The sequence below is a fragment of the Actinomadura kijaniata NBRC 14229 genome, from assembly GCF_001552175.1.
In the GTDB taxonomy this organism is placed as follows: Bacteria; Actinomycetota; Actinomycetes; order Streptosporangiales; family Streptosporangiaceae; genus Spirillospora; species Spirillospora kijaniata.
In genome coordinates, this window is sequence record NZ_BCQR01000199.1 from 1 (window position 1) to 21077 (window position 21077).

Below are 21077 nucleotides of genomic sequence, written 5' to 3' on the forward strand. Positions count from 1 at the left end.
CCCGGCCGCCGGGCCGGCCTCCCGCCCGGCGCGGCGGCTCAGCATCGCGCCCGACACCACGTACAGCAGCACCGCCAGGCCCGCCACGACCACACCCGCCCACTTCACCGGGCTGAACGCCAGGTTGACGAAGAACTCGGTGGCGCCGGTCAGCGCGGCGGCCAGCGGCAGCAGCGACAGCGCCGCGCCGCGCATCCCCGAGGCCGCGCCCCGCCGCCGCGCCACCCCCCAGCTGAGCACCAGGCCCAGCAGGGTCACGCCCAGGCTGATGGCGAAGATCAGTGTGTCGCTCATACCGGCCCCCTCGTACCAGGCGCCCCGACGGTGCGACGGGCGCTCCTCCCATCGTCACACGTTCATGGCGGGCCGCCACTCCTCCCGTGGGACGGTTCGGCGGCCCGCCCGGTTCCTCCTCAGGCGTGATCTCTCCCCTAGGGACACGGGGGCTCGGCGGGATCGGCGCACAGCGGAACGGGATCCGGAATGCTTTCGGGCATGGCCACTTCCGCCCCTTTCGGCGACCACCGAAAGCAACGGCGGGAAAAAGGCGGTAAACGAATTTCGGTGCGGATCGCGGGCACGCGCCCGGCGTGCGGGCGAGTCCCCTCCCGGAGGCCTGTCCCGTGGCCGCGATCCGGCTTACCAGCAGGTCATAGCAGAGATCGCGCTCCGGTCGACACCGCCGCTCCCCGGGCCGCCCGGGGACCGGCGCTCTCTGGTGAGAGCCACCTTCGTGATCATCTCTGGCATCGCGGTCCCGGCTCCGGTGAATACCCGGGACCGTTCGGCGGCGAATCGCCGGAGGACGATCAGAAACGGGAAAGGACGGAATTCAGAGCGTCTTTCCCGCCAGGGAGCGCAGCAGCGGGACGTCGACCTCGGTCAGGGAGGCGACGACGGTGCGGCCGGGGGCGGGCTCGACGGGCAGCACGTGCGGGACGGCGACCACGTGCGCTCCGGCGGCCTGGGCGGCGGCCACGCCGTTGGGCGAGTCCTCCAGCACCACGCAGTGGCGCGGTTCGACGCCGAGCCGCCCGGCGGCCGTCAGGTAGGGCTCGGGGTGCGGCTTGGTGCGGGTGACCTCGTCCCCGGCGACGGTGGTCGCGAAGTGGTCGCCGCCGATGCTGCCGAGCGCGGCCTCGATGAGCCCCCGGTGGCTGGAGGACACCAGCGCGGCGGGGATCCCGGCCGCGTTGACCTCGGTCAGCAGCTCCTTGGCGCCGGGCATCAGCGGCACGCCCAGCGCCAGCCGTTCGGCCATGGTGTCCAGCAGCCGGCGCCCCACCTCGGCGGGCGGGACGTCGGCGCCGGTCAGCTCCAGCATGTACGCCACGGCGACGTCCAGGGACCCGCCGACCAGGTTCCTCTGGTGCTCCTCGCTCCACACGCCGCCGAGCCACCCGACCGTCTCGTGCTCGACCTCCAGCCACAGCCGCTCGGAGTCGATCAGCAGGCCGTCCATGTCGAACAGGACGGCCCGCAGCCCGCCGGTCGCGTCGTGCACCCTCATGCCCCTCTCGAAGATCTTTTGTCCGGTCTTCGAGGCTATGCCAGGCGGCCGACCGGACCGTACGGCGGCGGTGACGCCCGGTCGGCTAGGAGACGACCAGCTGGGTGACCGACGGGCCCGGCAGGGGGACGGTGAGGCGGCCGCCGGTGACCGGCAGGGGCCCGAGCGGGCGGGGCAGGGCGTAGCTGGCGGTGGTGCCGTCCTTCTGGTGCCCGGTGGCCGTGCCGCCCTGGGAGAGGGCCACGGTGGCGGTGCGCGGCGTGGCGCCCTTGTTGACCACGACGATGACCCGGGGGTCGGCGGAGGCGTAGACCTCGACGTCCGGCAGGGAGGTCGCCGACGACACCAGGGTGGAGCCGAAGCGGGCCAGGGAGGTGCCCTGCGCGCCGGTGAAGAAGCCGAGCCCCTGGTAGACGGGCATCCGCTCGTTGACGCCCGCGCCGTTGCGCGCGTAGGCGGGGCGCTGGTCGCCCGGCCGGTCGTACAGGATGCCGAGGGCGCCGTTCTTGTCGCCGTACAGGAACCCCGAGCCGCCCGCCCGGGCGATGTGCCCGAAGACGCTGGCGGACCACCAGATCGCGGCGTTGCGGTACTGGATCGGGCCGTCGCCGACGTTGCCGCAGCCCGCCGGGGGCAGGTGTTCGCTCCAGTCGCTGTTGAGCTCGCCGACCTGGATCTCGATCCGGTCGGCGCGGGCCGGAACGGTCTCGGTGACGACCGCGCGCGCCCGCTCGATGTCCTGGCCCCACTCCCCGGTCCGCGCCAGCAGCTCGCCGTCGCAGCGCAGCACGTCGCCGCCGGCGCCGTACTTGTGGAAGTCCACGAAGTCCACGCGGGAACCGCTGACCCGCAGGAACTCCCGCAGGTAGGTCATGTCGGGCGACGCCACCCCCGGGCCGCCGACCTCGATGGCCGGGTCGACGGCCTTCATGGCGTCGTGGACCCGGTTGAACGCGGCGGCGTAGGCGGCGGCGTCGGGGTGCTCGTTGCCGACGATCCAGCGTTCGACCCGCTGGGGGGAGGCGCCGGTGTTGAAGTGGCGGACGAGGTTGGCGGCGTCGGTGGCGTCCAGGGGGACGATGACGACCGGGGCCGCGCCGAGCGCCTTGATCGAGGAGATCCACTCGGCGCCGGTGTGGGTGGTGTCGGCGCCGGCGCCCCCGGCGACGATCTTGCTGGTCGGGTCGCCGGGCCTGGTGTACCTCAGCTCCATGCGGGCCTGGCCGTAGCGGCCGCCGCCGAGCATCGAGCGCACGGCGGCGTCGTTGGTGACGTAGCTGCCCGAGCCGTAGCCGGTGATGTCGATGTTGAAGGCCGTGCGGGGAACGGGCCGGACCGCCGCGCCGAAGTCGACCGTGATGTCGGGGGCGGGGGCGGCGGACGCGGCGGCGGGGGCCAGGGCGAGGAGTCCGGCGGCGGCGGGCGCGAGCAGGCGGAGGACGGCGGGGCGCACGGGCATCGTGCCTCTTCGGGGTCGGGGGCGTCGCCGGGCAGCTTATTGATCTTGGGTGTGCCGTGGGGGCCGACCACGTCAAACGATCAGGAGATGGGACCGCCGGTGGGCCCATGGGCCCGGTGCGCTGGCCCCGTGGTACCAAACCCGGTTCTCAAGATCGCTCAACTGTGGCGGCCGGTCGTCATGATCGCCACCATGGGTGCGTCCCTGACCGACTCCCCCTCGGAGGAACCATGTCCTTCAGCCGGTCCGCACGCCGTGGCGCCACCCTGACCCTGGCCGTCGGCGCCACCCTGGCCCTCGCGCCGGTCACCGCCCACGCCGCCGGTCCCGCCGCCGGTGACGGCACCGTCACCGCCGCCGCCGCGAAGAAGAAGACCAACATCAACAAGACCGCCAACGGCACCAGGGCCACCGGCTGGGTCGGCTGGCACGACAACCTGACCAACGACCGGGCGCAGTGGGAGATCACCGTCCGCGACGTCCAGGCGGGCAAGTGGTGCGCCCAGGCGCGCGTCATCGTCGACAAGCCCGGCAACGACATCGAGTACACCAGCAAGAAGGTGTGCGGCAACGGCAAGAAGTACGTCTGGAAGCACACCTCCGCCAAGGTCGCGTTCCTGCGCGGCGTGAAGATCCACCTGTGCAGGAACCTGCCGGTGAGCAACGCCCACCAGTCCTGCAAGCGGGTCCAGTACGTCAAGAACCCGTTCTACGACTACTGATCGGCGGACGTACGCGAGCCGGCCGGGTCCTCCGCGGAGGACCCGGCCGGCTCGTTCCGTTCGGCGCCGAAGTACGTCAGGCGTTGAAGTACTTGGCCTCGGGGTGGTGGACGACCATCGCGTCGGCCGACTGCTCCGGCACGAGCTGGAGCTCCTCCGACAGGGTCACGCCGATCCGCTCCGGCTTCAGCAGGCGCACCAGGGTGGCGCGGTCCTCCAGGTCCGGGCAGGCCGGGTAGCCGAACGAGTAGCGCGCGCCCCGGTAGCCGAGCTTGAAGAAGTCGTCGACGTTCTCGGAGTCCTCCGCGCCGAAGCCGATCTCGGAGCGGATGCGGGCGTGCCAGTACTCCATCAGCGCCTCGGTGAGCTGGACCGACAGGCCGTGCAGCTCCAGGTAGTCGCGGTAGGCGTTCTTCTCGAACAGCTCGCCCGTCGCCCCCGCGATCCTCGAACCCATGGTGACGAGCTGGAACGCCACCACGTCGGTCTCCCCCGACTCGCGGGGGCGGAAGAAGTCGGCCAGGCACAGGTGCCGGTCGCGGCGCTGGCGCGGGAAGGTGAAGCGCTCGCGGTCGGAGCCGTCGTCGTTGAGGATGACCAGGTCGTTCCCCTCCGACACGCACGGGTAGTACCCGTACACGACGGCGGCCTCCAGCAGGCCGTCGGTCTGGACGCGGTCCAGCCACATCCGCAGGCGCGGGCGGCCCTCGGTCTCCACCAGCTCCTCGTAGTCGGGGCCGTCGCCGCCCCGGGTGGGCTTCAGGCCCCACTGGCCCATGAAGGTGGCGCGCTCGTCCAGGAACGCCGCGTAGTCGGCCAGGGGGATGCCCTTGACGATGCGGTCGCCGAAGAACGGCGGGTTCGGCACCTTGTTGTCGGTGGCGACGTCGGAGCGGGCGGGCATGTCCTCCGGCTCGGTGACCTGGAGGGTCGCGCCCTTCTTCACCCGGCGCTCGCGCAGCGGCGGCAGCGTCGCGCCCGGCTCGCCGCGCTTGACGGCCATGAACGCGTCCATCAGCCGCAGCCCCTCGAACGCGTCGCGGGCGTAGCGGACCTCGCCGTCGAACAGCCCGGCCAGGTCCTGCTCGACGTAGGCGCGGGTCAGCGCCGCGCCGCCGAGCAGGATCGGCCACTGGTCGGCCAGGCCGCGCTGGTTCAGCTCCTCCAGGTTCTCCTTCATGATCACCGTGGACTTGACCAGCAGGCCGGACATGCCGATGACGTCGGCGCGGTGCTCGCGGGCGGCCTCCAGGATCGCCGACATCGGCTGCTTGATGCCGATGTTGACGACCTCGTAGCCGTTGTTGGACAGGATGATGTCCACCAGGTTCTTGCCGATGTCGTGGACGTCGCCCTTGACGGTGGCCAGCACGATGCGGCCCTTGCCGCCGTCCTCGGACTTCTCCATGTGCGGCTCCAGGTAGGCCACCGCGGTCTTCATGACCTCGGCGGACTGGAGCACGAACGGCAGCTGCATCTGCCCGGACCCGAACAGCTCGCCGACGGTCTTCATGCCGTCCAGCAGCACCTCGTTGACGATCGCCAGCGCGGGCTTCTGGGTGAGGGCCTCGTCCAGGTCGGCGTTCAGGTTCTCCAGCTCGCCGTCGATGATGCGGCGCTTGAGGCGCTCCCACAGCGGCAGCGCGGCCAGCTCGGCGGCGCGGCCCGCCTTCATCGCGGCGGTGTCGACGCCCTCGAACAGCTCCATGAACCGGATCAGCGGGTCGTAGCCGTCGCGCCGCCGGTCGTAGACCAGGTCGAGGGCGACCTCGCGCTGCTCCTCGGGGATCCGGTTCATCGGCAGGATCTTGGAGGCGTGCACGATCGCCGAGTCCAGGCCGGCCTCGGCGCACTCGTGCAGGAACACCGAGTTCAGCACGATGCGGGCGGCCGGGTTGAGGCCGAACGACACGTTCGACAGGCCGAGGGTGGTCTGCACGCCCGGGTAGCGGCGCTTGAGCTCGCGGATCGCCCCGATCGTCTCCAGGGCGTCGCGGCGCGACTCCTCCTGGCCGGTGCCGATCGTGAACGTGAGGGTGTCGACGATGATGTCCTCGACGCGCATCCCCCAGGTGCCGGTCAGCTCCTCGATGGTGCGGGCCGCGACGTCGACCTTCCACTCGGCGGTGCGGGCCTGGCCGCGCTCGTCGATGCACATCACGACGACGGCGGCGCCGTGCTCCCTCACCACCGGCATCAGCCGCGCCATCTTGGAGTCGGGACCGGTGCCGTCCTCCAGGGAGACGGAGTTGACGACGGCGCGGCCGCCGAGCATCTCCAGGCCCGCCTCCAGGACGGGGATCTCGGTGGAGTCCAGCACGATCGGCAGGGTCGCGGCGGTGGCCAGGCGGAACGCCAGCTCCTTCATGTCGGCCACGCCGTCGCGGCCCACGTAGTCGACGCACAGGTCGATCATGTGGGCGCCGTCGCGGGCCTGCTCGCGGGCGATGCGCACGCAGTCGTCCCAGCGCTGCTCCAGCATCGCCTCGCGGAACGCCTTGGAGCCGTTGGCGTTGCTGCGCTCGCCGATCGCCAGGTAGGAGGTGTCCTGGCGGAACGGCACGTGCTGGTACAGCGAGGCGGCGCCCGCCTCGGGGCGCGGGTCGCGCTCGGCGGGCGCGCGGCCGCGCACGCGGTCCACCACGGCCTTCAGGTGGGCGGGGGTGGTGCCGCAGCAGCCGCCGACCAGGTTCAGCCCGAACTCACGGGTGAACGTGTCGTGCGCGTCGGCCAGCTCCTCGGGGGTCAGCGGGTAGTGGGCGCCGTCGGCGGTCAGCACCGGCAGGCCGGCGTTGGGCATGCAGGACAGGCCGATGCGGGCGTGCTTGGCCAGGTAGCGCAGGTGCTCGCTCATCTCGGCCGGGCCGGTGGCGCAGTTGAGGCCGATCAGGTCCAGCTCCAGGGGCTCTAGCGCGGTGAGGGCCGCGCCGATCTCCGAGCCCATCAGCATCGCGCCGTTCTGCTCGATGGTGACCTGGCCGATCAGCACGGTGTCGGCGCCCGCCGCGGCGATCGCCCGCTTGGCGCCGATGAGGGCGGCCTTGGCCTGGAGCAGGTCCTGGCAGGTCTCCACCAGGATCGCCTGCGCGCCCCCGGCGATCAGGCCCTCGGCGTTGCGCTGGTAGGCGTCGCGCAGCTCGGCGAAGCCGATGTGCCCCAGCGTCGGCAGCTTGGTGCCGGGCCCCACCGACCCGATCACCCAGCGGGGCCGGTCGGGGGTCGAGCAGGCGTCGGCGACCTCGCGGGCCAGCCGGGCGCCCGCCTCGGCCAGCTCGAAGATCCGCTCGGTGATGCCGTACTCGCCGAGGTTGCCGAGGTTGGCGCCGAAGGTGTTGGTCTCGACGCAGTCCACGCCCGCGTCGAAGTAGGCCTGGTGGACCGAGCGGACGATGTCGGGCCGGGTGACGTTGAGGATCTCGTTGCAGCCCTCGTGGCCCTCGAAGTCCTCCATGGTGGGATTGCGGTCCTGGAGCATCGTCCCCATACCGCCGTCGGCCACGACGACGCGTTCTCGGAGGGCCTGGCGCAACGACTGCGGAGTGGGAGGAGTGCTCATGACAGGACACCTTATCCGGCCGGGCCCGCGGACCACTGGGACGTCCAATTGCTGGACGCCGTTGCGACGCAGGTCACGTCGGCGTGTCGGGACGCCCGTGACGGATGGGACATCAGACCGATAACGTGCCCCCACTGACCTACTTACCGGTAAGGAGCGGCATGAGCGCCTACCGCACCATCCTCGTCGGAACCGACGGCTCGGACTCCTCGTTCCGCGCCGTCGACCGGGCCGCCCAGCTGGCCGCCGCCACCGGCGCCACGCTGCTGCTGGCCTCCGCCTACCACCCGATGCCCGAGCGGGAGCGGCTCGCCGCCGCCGACCGGCTGGGCGACCTGGCCTACAAGGTGCAGGGCTCCACCCCCGCCGACGACGCGCTGCGCGCCGCCCGCGAGCGCGCCGTCGCCGCCGGGGCCAAGGAGATCGAGCAGATCGCGGTCGAGGGCGACGCCGTCGACGTGATCTCCAGGCTGGCCCGGGACCGCGCCGCCGAACTGGTCGTGATCGGCAACCGCGGCCTCAACAGCCTGGCCGGCCGCATCCTCGGCTCGGTCCCGGCGAACCTGTCGCACCGCGCTCCCTGCGACGTGCTCATCGTGCACACCACCGACGGGAAGTGACGCAATCGTGACCCGGCCCGTTCCGCCGCCCGCGCCGCGCAGGTCTGGCCGGCGGGACGGCGGGGTAGGACCCCGGCAGGACGTAGGCTGACTGCCAGATCGATCATGCGGGGCCCGACCCCCCGGGAATGCCGGGCTCCGCGGGGACGCTGTACCCGACGTCGGAAGGAGGCAGCGCGTGGTCGAGCTCGAAGATGTGCCGGAACTGGTCGAACCGGTGCTGGTGGCCGCCTTTGAGGGGTGGAACGACGCCGGGGAGGCGGCCAGCGGGGTGATCCAGCACCTGGCGACGGTCTGGGACGCCACGCCCATCGCCGAACTCGACCCCGACGACTACTACGACTTCCAGGTCACCCGCCCCCTGGTGGAGCTGGTGGACGGTGAGACCCGCGGGATCACCTGGCCCACCACCCGGATCCTGTGGGCGCGGCTGCCGTCGGGCCGCGACGTGATCCTGGTGCACGGCATCGAGCCGAACATGCGCTGGCGCAGGTTCTGCCGCGAGCTGGTCGGGCTGATGCTGGAGCTGGGCGTGCGCGAGGTCGTGCTGCTCGGCGCGCTGCTGGCCGACGCCCCGCACACGCGGCCGGTTCCGGTCACCGGGGCGGGCTCGGACGCGGGGCTGGTGTCCTCGCTGCACCTGGAGCCGACCCGCTACGAGGGGCCGACCGGCATCCTCGGGGTGCTCCAGGACGCCGCCGGCAAGGCCGACCTGTCCACGGTGTCGCTGTGGGCGGCGGTCCCCCACTACGTCGCCCAGCCGCCGTCGCCGAAGGCGACGCTGGCGCTGGTGCGGCGCGTGGAGGACGTCCTGGACGTGGCGATCCCGCTGGGCGAGCTGCCCGAGGAGGCCCGCGCCTGGGAGAACGGCGTCAACGAGCTGGCCGAGGAGGACTCCGAGGTCGCCGAGTACGTGCGGACCCTGGAGGAGCAGAAGGACGCCACCGAGCTTCCCGAGGCCAGCGGCGATGCCATCGCCCGCGAGTTCGAACGCTACCTGCGCCGCCGCGACTCCACCTGACCCTCTTCCTTCCCTTTCCGACCGTCCGTGACGGGACCGCCTCGCCGGCTCAGCGGCGGCGGTCCCGTTCCGCTTCCGCGGTCTTCTTCACCGAGCCGCACACCCACAGCGCGACCAGCACGCCGGGCAGCATGGCCGCCAGCAGCTCCAGACCCATCTCGCCCCCCTTCGCCGATCCCCCTACCGATCCGCGGCGGAACCTACCCGTCCTGGAGCGTTCCCAACCGATGATCTCCCCGGCCTGTTGACAAAACGCCAACAAGCTGTTGAGAAGCCGCACCGGCTGCGAAAGTATGTGCTTACGGACGTCTCCCCCGCGGAAGGACCCCGATGAGCGCTCCGGCCCCCGTGCCCGACCGGACCGTCCTGCGGCGGCTGGCCGCCGAGCCCGCCGTGATGCTGGCGGCCGGGCGCGCCCTGCTGCTCCAGGTCGCCCACCCCAAGGTCGCCCAGGGCGTGGCCGACCACAGCGACCTGCGGAACCGGCCGCTGGACCGGTTGCTCGGCACGCTGGACTTCCTGACGATCGTGGCGTTCGGGACGCCGGAGGAGGCCGAGCGCATGGGCCGGGCGATCCGCCGGATGCACGACCGCATCACCGGCCCCGGCTACTCCGGCAACGACCCCGACCTCCAGGTGTGGGTGAACGCCACGCTCATCGACGCGGCGCTGTACGTCTACCGGGACGTCCTGCGCTCCCCCGACGGCGACCTGGCGGCCCCCTACATCGACCAGGCCCGGTACGTCGCCGACGTGCTGGGCTGCCCGCCGGGCGCGCAGCCCGCCGACGAGGAGGCGTTCGGCCGCTACATGGACGGCATGATCGCCACGCTGGAGGTCACCGACACCGGCCGGGCGGTCATGCGGGAGGTCCTGTGGGCGCCGAGGCTGCGCCCGCTGTGGCCGGCGATGGCGCTGTTCCGGTTCGTCACCACGGGCCTGCTGCCGCCGCGCGTCCGCGACCAGTACGGGCTGCCCTGGGGCCCGCGCCGCGAACGGCTGCTGTGGCTGCTGCTGCGCACGGGCGCGTTCGGGTACCGGCTGGTGCCGGGCCGGCTGCGCCGCGCGGGCGTCCCGCTCTACCTGTGGGCCTCGCGGCGGCGGATCGGGCGCAAGGCCCGCCGGTACGCCGCCGCGAGATCGGCCGCGAACGTCTGAGAGACGCCCCGGGCGCCGCTCAGAGGGCCACGCCGGGCAGGGCTCAGAGGGCCACGCCGAGCAGGGCGTCGACCAGCGCCCGCACCCGGCCGGGGGCGGCGGTGTCGCCGCCCTCGCCCGCCAGGGCCCGCTCGGCCCAGCGGTCCACGGCGGCCAGCGCCGCCGGGGCGTCCAGGTCCCCGGCCAGGGCGTCGCGGACCTGCGCGGCGACGGCGTCCGCCGCCGGGCCGGACGCCGCGCCGACCGCCGCGCGCCACCGCTCCAGGCGCGCGTTCGCGGCCTCGAGCTGCTCGTCGGTCCACTCCCAGTCGCTGCGGTAGTGGTGCGACAGCAGCACCAGGCGGATCGCCATCGGGTCGACGCCCGCCCGCCGCAGCCGCGACACGAACACGAGGTTGCCGCGCGACTTGGACATCTTCTCGCCGTCCAGGCCGACCATGCCCGCGTGGACGTAGGCCCGGGCGTGCGGGTGCTCCCCGGTGGCCAGCTGGGCGTGCGAGGCGCCCATCTCGTGGTGCGGGAACGCCAGGTCCGAGCCGCCGCCCTCGACGTCGAACGCCATCCCCAGGTACTCCAGGGAGATCGCGGCGCACTCGATGTGCCAGCCGGGGCGGCCCTTGCCGAACGGCGAGTCCCAGCCCGGCTCGCCGGGCCGCTGCGCCAGCCACAGCAGCGGGTCGAGCGCGTCGCGCTTGCCCTCGCGGTCGGGGTCGCCGCCGCGCTCGGCGAACAGCGGCAGCATCTCCTCCCGGTCCAGCCGGCTGACCGACCCGAACGTGGGGTCGGCGGCCACGGGGAAGTAGATGTCGGAGTCCACCTGGTAGGCGGCGCCCTCGCCCTTGAGCCGCTCCACCATCTCGACGACCAGCGGGATCGCCTCGACCGCGCCGATGTAGTGGTCGGGCGGCAGGATCCGCAGCGCGGTCATGTCCTCGCGGAACAGCTCGATCTCGCGGTCGGCCAGCTCGCGCCAGTCGATGCCGTCGCGCTCGGCGCGCTCCAGCAGCGGGTCGTCGACGTCGGTGGCGTTCTGCACGTACAGCACGCGGTGCCCGAGGTCCCGCCACACCCGGTTGACCAGGTCGAACGTCAGGTAGGTGTTGGCGTGGCCCAGATGGGTGGCGTCGTAGGGGGTGATCCCGCACACGTACATCCGGGCCGTCTCGCCCGGCGCGGTGGGCCGCACCGCGCCCTGTCCGGTGTCGTGCAGGGCCAGGGGGCGGGAGGCTTCCGGCAGGCCGGCGTCGGACAGTTTCGGCACTTCGGGTGCGGACCACGATCGCATATCGGAAAGCTTAGCCCCGCCCTGTTCATGGCCTTACAGCGAGATCATCCCAAAGATCACGGTTTCCCCGAGGGGGCGCCTACCCCCACGCCCCCCGGCGGCTTCGCCGGTCAGGGGAGCCGCACCCGCGGGTCCAGCACCGAATAGCCCACGTCCACCAGAAGGTTCGCGACCACCACGAACACCGTCGCCAGCAGCGTCACCCCGATGATCACGGGGGTGTCGCCGAGCGTGATCGACTGGTGGACCAGCTGGCCCACGCCCTGCAGGCCGAACACCTTCTCGATGACGACCGTCGAGCCGACCAGCGCGCCCACGTCGACGCCGAGCTGGGTGACCACCGGGGTCAGGGCCGAGCGCAGGGCGTGCCGGTACACCACGCGGCGCTCGGGCAGGCCCTTGGCGCGGGCGGTGCGGACGTAGTCCTCCCCCAGCACGTCCAGCATCGCGCCGCGCGTCAGCCGGGCGTAGGCGGCGGCCATCAGGAACGCCAGCGCGGCCCACGGCAGGACCATCCGTTGCAGGAGGCGCTCCCGCGACGGCGGCCCGGCCTCGAAGAAGCCGATCCCCACCTCCCCGAGCCCGGTGGAGAACACGTGCAGCAGCACCAGCGCCATCACGAACGGCGGCGTCGACAGCCCGGCCAGCACCAGCGCGGTGGCGGCGCGGTCACCGGCCCGCCGCGCGCGGGTGGCGCCGTACACGCCGATCACGACGCCACCGGTGAACCAGAGGACCCCCGCGCCCAGCACCAGCAGCAGCGTGGTGGGCAGCCGCTCGGCGACCAGGGTGGCCACCGGGGCGCCGTTGACGTAGGAGTCGCCGAGGTCGCCCCGCAGCAGCCGGGCGAGGAAGTCGCCGTACTGGGCCGGGACCGGCCGGTCCAGGCCGAGGTTGCGGCGGATCTGCGCCAGGTCGGCGGCGGTGGCCCGGGGGCCGCCGACGACCCGTTCCACCGCCACCGGCGACAGGTGCAGGAACGCGAACACCAGCGTGGACACCAGCCACAGCACCACCAGCGAGTACAGCAGGCGGCGGATCACGAAGCCCGTCACCGGCGGCTCACCCCCGCCCGGCGGCCCGGTCCGGACGGGGGTCCAGGGCGTCCCGGACCCCGTCGCCGACCAGGTTGAACGACAGGGTGGTCAGCAGCAGCAGGGCGGCGGGCACCGCCAGCAGCCACCAGGCGGTCCGGAACACCTCCCCGCCCTCGCCGAGCATCGAGCCCCAGGAGGGCGTGGGCGGGCGCACCCCGACGCCCAGGAACGACAGCGTGGCCTCGGCCACGATCGCGGTGGGGACCAGCAGCGAGGCCAGCACGGTGATCTGCGCCGTCAGGTTGGGCAGCAGCTCCACGGCCATGATCCGCAGATGGCCCGCGCCCAGCGCGCGGGCCGCCGCGACGAACTCCCGTTCCCGCAGCGCGATCACCTGGCCGCGGATGACCCGGCCGAACCCCGCGACCGAGAAGAACGCGATCACCAGGACCGTCATGACCAGGCCGGCCGTGGCCGAGGTGACCGGGAACGTGGTGGCCAGCGTGATCGCCACCAGCAGGGCGGGCAGCGCCAGCGTGATGTCCAGCAGCCGCGTGATCACGGTGTCGACCGCGCCGCCGGCGTATCCGGCCAGGAGGCCGACGGCCACGCCCGGAAGCGTCGCCAGCGCCGCCGCCGCGACCCCCACCGCCAGCGAGACCCGCGCCCCGTAGGCGGCGCGGACCAGCACGTCGCGGCCCAGCTGGTCGGCGCCCAGCCAGAACTCCGCGCCCGGCCCCACCGGCCGACCGCCCGCGTCCAGCCCCTCCCGGGGGAAGGTCGCGTCGTAGGGGTGCCCGGTCCAGGCCGCCCACACCGGCGCCATCAGCGCGAACGCCGTGACCAGCGCCAGCACCGCCAGCGCTGCGACCGACTGCCCGTCGCGGCGGAACCTCCGCCACGCCGGCCGCCCCCGCGCCGGGGCGGGCCCGCTCTCCGGTTCCGGCAGATTCACGGGTCGACCTCCGGGGGGTCACGCCAGGCGCACGAGGCTCACGTCATAGGTCTGGAAGTGCGGCAGGTACCTGGCGTCCCGCACCCGCGACGAGTGGAAGACCGGCTGGTTGCGGCTCATCAGGGGCACGATCGCGGCGTCGGCCATGATCAGCCGGTCGGCCCGTGCCCACAGCCGCCGCGCCTCGTCCTCGTTCCCGGCCGCCAGGGCCCGGTCGATGAGGCGGTTGACCTCGTCGTTGTCGTACCCGCCGAAGTTGGCGGAGTTGGGGCCGTACAGGCGGCCGTCGAACAGCTGCGGGACGATGGTGCGGCCGTTGTCGCCGTACCAGTCGGGGTGCCAGTCGGGCGCGGCGACGTCCCACCGGCCCGCGCGGGCGTCGGCCGGGGTGACCAGGGTGGTGTTGTAGAACGTCCCGGCCGAGTCGGCGACCAGCTCGGCATCGATGCCGCACTCCTTGAGGTCGGCCCGCAGCGACTGCGCGATCCGGGCGTGGTCGCCGCTGGTGCGGTAGGGGAACCTCAGCTTCAGGCCGTTGGGGTATCCGGCGGCGACCAGCATCCTCCAGCACCGGTCGGGGTCGCCCGCGTCGCCCGGCGTCGGGTAGGGGTCGAACGGCTCGTGACCGGTGCTGCGCGGCGGGATCGCCTGGTGGAGGACCTCGCCGACGTCGGGGCCGCCGCTCAGCCGGACCAGCGCGGCCTTGTCGATCGCGTACGCGATCGCCCGGCGGACCTCCCGGCGCCCCAGCGCCCCGCCGTTGTTGGGGCTGAGGGTGTTGAAGACGAGGTAGGGGTCGAGCGACGACCCCTGCATGATCTTGAAGTTGGGGTGGGACCGCAGCGCCGGGATCCGGGCCGCCGGGACCGTCTGGTCCCAGGCCAGGTCGGCGGTGCCCTCCTCCAGTTGCCGCTGCACCACCTCGGGCGAGTCCTGCCCCAGGGTGATCTGGATCCGGGCGGGGCCCTGCCCGCGCAGCGGGTCCGACTCCTGCCGCCAGGCCGGGTTCCGCTCCAGCACGTACCGCTTGCCGGGCGTGTAGGAGGTGATCTGGTAGGGGCCGTTGGAGACGGTGTTGGCGCGGAACTCGGCGCTGTCGGGCACGTACCGGTCGTACTCGGCGGGCGCGGCGGCGGCGAAGCCCATGGCGAGGATCTCGACGAAGTCCTGCGCGGGCCGCTTGAGCCTGATCTCCAGGGTCCTGGCGTCCCTGGCCCTCAGGCCCTCGACCTCGTGCTCGTTCTGGTACCTGGCGATCGCCGCGGCGTTCCCGGCGTCGACCGCGCCGAAGCCCCGGCAGAACGCGTCCATCCCGACGATCGTGCCGGTGTAGTAGCCCCTGGCGCCGGCCGGCTGGGCGGGGTTGCAGACCCGTTTGAGGCCGCGCACGAAGTCGGCGGCGGTCACCTCGCGCGGGGGCCGGGTGTTCCACCGCACGCCCGGCCGCAGCCTGATGGTGTAGGTCCGGCCGTCGGCGCTGACGCCTCCGTTGCGGGTGGTGGGCAGTTCGGCGGCGACGTCCGGCCGGGCCTCGACGGCCTCGGCGAAGGTGTCGGCGGCCCGGACGCCGAACAGCGTCCGGGCGAACTGCCGGACCAGGCCGGCGCTCCACGGGGTGTAGGCGCTGGCGGGGTCCAGGTGGTCGACGTCGGAGGCGCCCACCACCCGCAGCGTGCCGCCGCCGTCCCCGTCCCGCGTCCCCCCGCCGCAGGCCGCCAGCCCGAGCACCAGCGTGCCCAGGCCCGCGACGGCCGCGGTCCCCCGTCGCCCTGCCGCCATCCGTTCTCCCCAGTCCCCGTGACGACCGTCGTGCGCCGCGCCCCGGGAACCTCACCCACCCCGAAGATCGCGGTAGGTAGTCAAACTAGCACCCACGGTGAGAGATGCGGCGGCGGCTGCGAGGATCAGTCGAACGGGGTTCAGAGGACGGAGGTCCAGGAGCCGGGGTCGCCCGGTTCGGCGGAGAAGTCGTAACGGACCGCGTCGCGGGTGAGCGCGGCCAGGCTGACGGAGGTGGTGCCCCAGACGCGGCCCTCGCCCATGTCCACCAGCGGCAGCAGGGCGCGGCGGTCGGCGCGCTCCAGCCCGTCGCCCTCCACCAGCGGGAGCCATCCGCCCCACGCCTGCCGGACCGTTCCGTGGCCGGGCAGCGGCTCGGGGCGCCCGGTGGCGGCCAGGCGGGGCCGGAAGTGGGTCAGGCGCGCCATCATGTAGGCGTCCTCAAGGGCCCCCTCGCGGTGGGCCTCGGCCTCCAGGCCGCTGTTGACGATGATGTGCAGGCCGGGGCCGAGGGCGCGTTCGGCCAGCCTGGCGCCGTCCCAGCTCCACATGCGGACGCTGTCGGGCTCGGCGCACAGGGCGTGGAACGGGTCCAGGCGCGGCAGCTCCAGATCGCCGAGCTTGCCGTCGGCGGCCAGCCGCAGCGGCAGCTCGCCGCGCGACAGCCGGTGCTCCTCGGGAACCAGGGGGCCGGGGGCGTTGAGGACGGTGGCGGCACGCGGCGCACCCGGGTCGACGGCGAACCAGGTGCCGCCCGCACGCAGGTCGCGCCCGGCGACCAGGGCGGGGCGGTCGGGCCAGTGGCGGCCGGGCGGCTGCCAGGCCCGGGTGACGAACTCGTCCCGGACGCCGACCAGCAGGACGGGAACCGGGGAGGCGGGGTCAACGCTGACGATCGCCGTACACATGGCAGCAATTTGACCACCGCCCGACAAAACGCCCGCACCCGGGGGGCCACCGACGCCCCCACCCAAGGCCACCAAGCCACCGAACCATCGGGGCCATCGGGGCCATCGGGGCCATCGGGGCCATCGGGGCCAGGGAACCACCGGGAACAGGGAACCACCGGGACCACACAGGGACCACCAGGACCACGGGACCACCGGGAGCACACAGGGATCACGGAGTCGCTCAGAGGTCACCGGGGGTACGGCGTCGCGGGGTCAGAGGGGTGGCCAGGGCACGGCGGGCCAGTCCTCCGGGGGGTAGGGGTGGATGCGGTGCTTGAGCATCATCTCCACGCGGCGGCGGGTGGCGTCCACCTCGGCGGAGGTGAGCAGCTCCCCCAGCCGTTCGCCGAGGGGGCCGCGCAGGGCGGTCCCGACGCGCCCGAGGGCCTCGACCGCCTCGGGCGTCAGCTTCTTGCCGCGCCACTGCCACAGCACGGTCCGCAGCTTGTAGTCCACCGAGAAGCACACGCCGTGGTCGCACCCGTAGACGTGGCCGTCGCCGGGCGGCAGCAGGTGCCCGATCTTGCGGTCGGCGTTGTTGATGATCGCGTCGAACACCGCCATCCGGCGGACCGCCGGATCGTCGGAGCGCGACAGCGCGACCAGGTCGATGTCGGGGTCGGGCTCGACCCACAGCTGCACCATGCCGGGCCCGTAGGGGCCGTCGCGGTGCACGGTCGGGGGCACCAGGTCCCAGCCGGTCGCCCGCGACACCTCGTAGGCGGCGACCTCGCGTTCGGCCAGCGTGCCGTCGGGGAAGTCCCACAGCGGGCGCTCGCCCGCCACCGGCTTGTAGACGCAGGCGGCGCGCAGTCCCTCCCACTCGACCTGGCAGTACAGGGTGGCGTTGCTGGCCTGCACCAGCCGGCCCTCGACGGTCAGCCGCCCGCGGGCCAGCAGCCGTTCGGCCGTCTCGGTGTCGTGCGGGGAGACCGTGCGGCCGCCGGCAGGCGTGCGATCCCGGGAGGACTGGGTCATGACTCCATTCTCCGGGTCGCCGCGTTCATGATCCAGCGCGGCGCGGTGTCCGCCGGTGTCCGCTTGTCAGCCGGTGTCCGCATCTCAGCCCAGATAGCCGTTCTGCCGGGGGCAGACGTGCCCGGCGGCGTCCAGCGGCAGGCCGCACAGCGGGCACGGCGGACGGCCCGCCGCCACCACCTGGAGGGCGCGTTCGGCGAACGCGCGGGCCTGCGCGGCGGTCAGGCTCACCCGCAGCACCGCGACCGCGGGGTCGTCGGCCTCCAGGTCGTCCAGGTCGTCGGGGTCGTCGGGGTCCTCAGCGGCCTCGGGGTCCTCGGGGTCCTCGGTCTCGGTGGCCTCGCGCGCCTCGATCAGCACGCGCTGCTCGTCGGGGTCCCAGGCCAGCGCCATCGCGCCGACCCGGAACTCCTCCTCCACCGGCTGGTCCAGCGGCGCGTCGTCGCGCAGCTCGACCGGGGTGACCGCGGGCACCGCCGCCTCCCCGCCACTGCGCCGCAGCACCTCGTCCAGAAGCTCCTCCAGCCGTTCGGCCAGCAGCGTCACCTGGAACTTCTCCAGTCCGACGCTGGTGACACGGCGGCCCGCGCGGGCCTGGAGGTAGAACGAGCGCTCCCCGGGCCGCCCGACGGTGCCCGCCACGAACCTGTCGGGCAGTTCATAGGAGATGACCGGCATGACAATGACCCTACGCTCCGCCGCCCACCGCCGCGTCACCCTCTCCCCCGCGCGGCGCGCCGGAGTCGCCGCCCTGGTCGTCCGGGGGCGGGGGCAGGAGGTTGTCGACGTTCCCGCCGGTGTCGTTGAGGCGCACCAGGAACGGCCGCAGCTCGGTGTAGCGGATGACGGTCAGGGAGGCGGGCGCGGCCTCGATCCGCTGGAACTGGTCCAGGTGCAGGCCGAGCGCGTCGGCGACGATCGCCTTGATGATGTCGCCGTGGCTGCACACCAGGTAGGCGGCGTGCGGGCCGTGCTCGGCGGCGATCCGCGCGTTCCAGTCGCGCACGGCGGCCACGGCGCGGTGCTGGGCGGCGGCCAGCGACTCGCCGTCCTCGCCGGGGAAGCGGGCGGCGCTGGGGTGGGCCTGCACGACCCGCCACAGCGGCTCCTCGGCCAGCTCCTTCAGCGGGCGGCCGGTCCAGTCGCCGTAGCGGACCTCGCCGAACCGCTCGTCCACCTCGATCTTCTCGACCGGGTCGGCGTGCGCGGCGGCGATCGCCTCGGCGGTCTGGAGGCAGCGGTCCAGGGGGCTGGACACCACGGCGGCCAGCGGCAGGCCGGCCAGCCGTTCGCCGACCGCCCGCGCCTGGGCGCGGCCGCGGTCGTCCAGGGACAGGGCGGGGGTCCACCCCGCCAGCACGGGACCGGTCAACGCGGTCAGCCCGTGCCGCACCAGCAGCAGCGTCGTCACGGTAGGGAACTCTACGAGACGCCCGGGGTCGCGACGCCCGCGGCGGATCGTTCATCATCGTCCCCTAAGGTCGGGGACGGGCCCCGGCCACCGGCACCCCGAGACGCGTGAGGACAGCTTTGTGATCGTTGACCAGGCCATCTACTCCAGGGGCGTGCGGCGCTCCATCGAGGGCGACATCAGCGACGCCTTCGACGCCGCCCGCGAGCGGGCCGCCGAGGAGAACGAGAAGTGCTTCGTGTGGATCGGCCTGCACGAACCCTCCGCCGAGGAGTTCCGGCACGTCAAGGAGGAGCTGGGGCTGCACCCGCTGGCCGCCGAGGACGCCGTGCACGCCCACCAGCGGCCGAAGCTGGAGCACTACGGCGAGACCCTGTTCGTGGTGGTGAAGACGCTGGCCTACCAGGAGGCCACCTCCGACATCGAGGTCGGCGAGATCATGCTGTTCCTCGGCCCGGACTTCGTGGTGACGGTGCGGCACGGCGCGGGCAACCCGCTCGGTTCGGTCCGCAAGCGGCTGGAGGCCGACCCGAAGATGCTGGACCACGGCCCGGCGGCGGTGCTGTACGCGGTGTGCGACGCGGTGGTGGACGCCTACAGCGACATCGTGCACGAGGTGGAACGCGACATCATCGAGCTGGAACGGGCGGTGTTCCGGCCGGGCAGCCCCGATGTCATCGAGGACATCTACTCGCTCAAGCGCGAGGTGCTGGAGTTCCGCACCGCGCAGGACCCGCTGATCCCGGTGCTCCAGGACATCACGCGCGGCCGGGTCTCGGCGTGCGAGACCGTGCGCGAGTACTTCCGCGACGTGCTGGACCACCTGCTGCGCGTGGACGGTCAGGTCGACGCGCACAACGAACTGCTCAACAGCGTGCTGACGGCGCACCTGGCGCTGCTCGGCAAGCAGCAGAACGAGGACATGCGCAAGATCTCCTCGTGGGCGGCGATCCTGGCGGTGCCGACCATGCTGGCGGGGTTCTACGGGATGAACTTCGACTACATGCCCGAGCTGCGGTGGCTGTACGGGTATCCGCTGATGCTGGCGGTGATGGTGACCGTCTGCGTGCTGGTCTACCTGCGGCTGCGCAAGAGCGGGTGGCTGTGATGACGCGCCGCGACCGGCCGCACAAGATGTGGCCCATCACCGTGATCACGCTGGTGCTGCTGTGGATCCTGCTGATCACCCTGCTGATCCACTTCGGTCCGCGGCTCAAGCCCTGGCCCGAACGCGCCCTGCCGGCCCTGCCCGCCCTGTCGGCCGCCCCGCCGGCCGCCCAGGACCCACCCGCCGGCGTCTAGCGCGGCGAGGATCGGGCGGCGGCGGCGCGGCCGGGGCGGCGCCGTGGCCGCGCGCTCCCGCTCCGGACGCCCACACACCGCCATGACCTGCGCCGATGTCGCGTTCCCCCGCACATCGCCCGCCATACCGCCATCAACAGGACGAACTCCCCGCGCCGGTGGCGGCGGGTGGACCGGTCCCGGGGGCCGCTAGATTGACCGGCATGGAAGAGCGTCACGTCGGGCGGAGCGGCCTGCTGGTGTCCCGGTTGGGGCTGGGCACCATGACCTGGGGCCAGGACACCGAGCCCGACGAGGCCGCCTCGCAGCTGACCGCGTTCGTGGACGCGGGCGGCACGCTGGTGGACACCGCCGACGTCTACAGCGACGGCGACGCCGAACGGATCCTGGGCCACCTGCTGCGCGAGGTGGTGGGCCGCGACGAGATGGTCGTCACCACCAAGTCGGCGATCCGGCCCGACGGCCGCTACGACGCCTCGCGCCGCCACCTGCTGGCCGCGCTGGACGCCTCCCTGGACCGGCTGGGCCTGGAGTACGTGGACCTGTGGCAGCTGCACGTCTACGACCCGGCGACGCCGCTGGAGGAGACGCTGTCGGCGCTGGACGAGGCGGTGGTGTCGGGACGCACCCGGTACGTGGGGGTGTCCAACTACACCGGGTGGCAGGTCGCCAAGGCCGCCGCCTGGCAGCGGGCGTGGCCGGGGCGCGCCCCGGTCGTGGCGGTGCAGGCCGAGTACTCGCTGCTGCGCCGCGACGTCGAGCGCGAGCTGCTCCCGGCGACGCTGGACGCGGGCGCGGGCCTGCTGCCGTGGTCGCCGCTGGGGCGCGGGGTGCTGACCGGCAAGTACCGCACCGGGCTGCCCGCCGGGTCGCGGGCCGCCAACCCCCACTTCTCCGACTTCGTCCAGCCGTACCTGGACGAGGAGTGCGGCCGGATCGTGGAGTCGGTGGTGACCGCCGCCGAGGGCCTCGGCGTCACGCCGCTCAGCGTCGCGCTGAGCTGGGTGCGGGACCGGCCCGGCGTCGCCGCGCCGATCGTGGGGGCGCGCACGTCCGCGCAGCTGGCCCAGGCGCTCGCCAGCGACGCGCTGACGCTGCCGCAGGAGATCCGCGCCGCGCTCGACGACGTCTCCGACCCGGTCTCCGACATCGCCGCCGTCCATCCGTGACCGGCCGTGCCGTCCGTGACACCCTCGGACGGTCCCGCCGAACGCACCCGACCACCCGTACGGAAAGCCCGTGACCGACATTCCTGCCGACCTGACCGAACTGTTCACCCACGCGGGCGCGCCCGCGCCGCTCGCCGCGCGGGCCGCCGCGCGCCTCGGCGCGGA

At 73.3% G+C, this 21077-nt stretch carries 19 protein-coding genes; 7 read left to right on the forward strand and 12 right to left on the reverse strand.

Annotated features, from left to right (window positions below; translation table 11 throughout):
- The 3 genes from AKI01S_RS42210 to AKI01S_RS42220 all read right to left on the reverse strand — a co-directional run.
- Window positions 1-294, reverse strand: a 294-nt coding sequence (locus AKI01S_RS42210; protein WP_067831489.1) for a hypothetical protein, incomplete at its 3' end; no start/stop codon positions are given.
- A gap of 538 nt (window positions 295-832) precedes the next feature.
- Complete coding sequence (locus AKI01S_RS42215) at window positions 833-1510, reverse strand: HAD family hydrolase (protein WP_067831458.1); 678 nt, start codon at window positions 1508-1510, stop codon at window positions 833-835.
- Between the two features lie 85 nt (window positions 1511-1595).
- Window positions 1596-2969, reverse strand: a complete 1374-nt coding sequence (locus AKI01S_RS42220) for a hypothetical protein (protein ID WP_067831460.1) — start codon at window positions 2967-2969, stop codon at window positions 1596-1598.
- Between the two features lie 230 nt (window positions 2970-3199).
- Here AKI01S_RS42220 and AKI01S_RS42225 point away from each other — a divergent pair, with 230 nt between their 5' ends.
- On the forward strand, window positions 3200-3691 hold the full coding sequence (locus AKI01S_RS42225) for a hypothetical protein (RefSeq protein ID WP_067831462.1): 492 nt from the start codon (window positions 3200-3202) through the stop codon (window positions 3689-3691).
- A gap of 76 nt (window positions 3692-3767) precedes the next feature.
- Here the strand turns inward: AKI01S_RS42225 and metH are convergent, their stop codons facing one another.
- On the reverse strand, window positions 3768-7247 hold the full coding sequence (gene metH, locus AKI01S_RS42230) for a methionine synthase (RefSeq protein ID WP_067831464.1): 3480 nt from the start codon (window positions 7245-7247) through the stop codon (window positions 3768-3770).
- A 161-nt stretch (window positions 7248-7408) separates the two neighbouring features.
- On the opposite strand from metH, the gene AKI01S_RS42235 reads away from it, so the two are divergent.
- The 3 genes from AKI01S_RS42235 to AKI01S_RS42245 all read left to right on the forward strand — a co-directional run bounded on the left by AKI01S_RS42235 (window position 7409) and on the right by AKI01S_RS42245 (window position 10046).
- Window positions 7409-7867, forward strand: coding sequence for a universal stress protein (locus AKI01S_RS42235; RefSeq protein WP_067831466.1), 459 nt, complete (start codon window positions 7409-7411; stop codon window positions 7865-7867).
- A 178-nt stretch (window positions 7868-8045) separates the two neighbouring features.
- Window positions 8046-8888, forward strand: coding sequence for a PAC2 family protein (locus AKI01S_RS42240; protein ID WP_067831467.1), 843 nt, complete (start codon window positions 8046-8048; stop codon window positions 8886-8888).
- Window positions 8889-9218: 330 nt separating this feature from the next.
- A complete protein-coding gene (locus AKI01S_RS42245) occupies window positions 9219-10046 on the forward strand; it encodes an oxygenase MpaB family protein (protein WP_067831468.1) in 828 nt (275 codons plus the stop codon).
- A 43-nt stretch (window positions 10047-10089) separates the two neighbouring features.
- Here the strand turns inward: AKI01S_RS42245 and mshC are convergent, their stop codons facing one another.
- The 8 genes from mshC to AKI01S_RS42285 all read right to left on the reverse strand — a co-directional run bounded on the left by mshC (window position 10090) and on the right by AKI01S_RS42285 (window position 18441).
- Complete coding sequence (mshC, locus tag AKI01S_RS42250; protein ID WP_067831469.1) at window positions 10090-11331, reverse strand: cysteine--1-D-myo-inosityl 2-amino-2-deoxy-alpha-D-glucopyranoside ligase; 1242 nt, start codon at window positions 11329-11331, stop codon at window positions 10090-10092.
- Between the two features lie 110 nt (window positions 11332-11441).
- A complete protein-coding gene (locus tag AKI01S_RS42255; RefSeq protein WP_067831471.1) occupies window positions 11442-12386 on the reverse strand; it encodes an ABC transporter permease in 945 nt (314 codons plus the stop codon).
- 7 nt (window positions 12387-12393) lie between these two features.
- Complete coding sequence (locus tag AKI01S_RS42260; protein WP_067831473.1) at window positions 12394-13323, reverse strand: ABC transporter permease; 930 nt, start codon at window positions 13321-13323, stop codon at window positions 12394-12396.
- 18 nt (window positions 13324-13341) lie between these two features.
- Window positions 13342-15102 carry an ABC transporter substrate-binding protein gene (locus tag AKI01S_RS42265; protein WP_084000789.1) on the reverse strand — a complete coding sequence of 587 codons (1761 nt, stop codon included), beginning with the start codon at window positions 15100-15102 and terminating at the stop codon, window positions 13342-13344.
- Window positions 15103-15242: 140 nt separating this feature from the next.
- Window positions 15243-16010, reverse strand: a complete 768-nt coding sequence (locus tag AKI01S_RS42270) for an NRDE family protein (RefSeq protein WP_067831475.1) — start codon at window positions 16008-16010, stop codon at window positions 15243-15245.
- A gap of 255 nt (window positions 16011-16265) precedes the next feature.
- Window positions 16266-17030 carry an SCO1664 family protein gene (locus tag AKI01S_RS42275; protein ID WP_067831477.1) on the reverse strand — a complete coding sequence of 255 codons (765 nt, stop codon included), beginning with the start codon at window positions 17028-17030 and terminating at the stop codon, window positions 16266-16268.
- 84 nt (window positions 17031-17114) lie between these two features.
- A complete protein-coding gene (locus AKI01S_RS42280) occupies window positions 17115-17708 on the reverse strand; it encodes a DUF3090 domain-containing protein (protein ID WP_067831479.1) in 594 nt (197 codons plus the stop codon).
- Window positions 17709-17718: 10 nt separating this feature from the next.
- The gene (locus AKI01S_RS42285; RefSeq protein WP_067831481.1) at window positions 17719-18441 is read right to left on the reverse strand and encodes an MSMEG_4193 family putative phosphomutase; all 723 of its coding nucleotides are present in this window, start codon (window positions 18439-18441) and stop codon (window positions 17719-17721) included.
- A 121-nt stretch (window positions 18442-18562) separates the two neighbouring features.
- Here AKI01S_RS42285 and corA point away from each other — a divergent pair, with 121 nt between their 5' ends.
- From corA to AKI01S_RS42300, 3 genes are all read left to right on the forward strand, one after another.
- Entirely contained in the window at window positions 18563-19549 is a 987-nt protein-coding gene (gene corA / locus AKI01S_RS42290) for a magnesium/cobalt transporter CorA (protein ID WP_067831483.1), read from the forward strand.
- Window positions 19549-19743 (forward strand): hypothetical protein, encoded by a 195-nt coding sequence (locus tag AKI01S_RS42295; RefSeq protein ID WP_067831485.1) that lies wholly within the window; start codon window positions 19549-19551, stop codon window positions 19741-19743. The genes corA and AKI01S_RS42295 overlap by 1 nt, the downstream gene beginning before the upstream one ends.
- Before the next feature lie 203 nt (window positions 19744-19946).
- Entirely contained in the window at window positions 19947-20912 is a 966-nt protein-coding gene (locus AKI01S_RS42300) for an aldo/keto reductase (RefSeq protein ID WP_067831487.1), read from the forward strand.
- The last annotated feature ends 165 nt before the right edge of the window (window positions 20913-21077 follow it).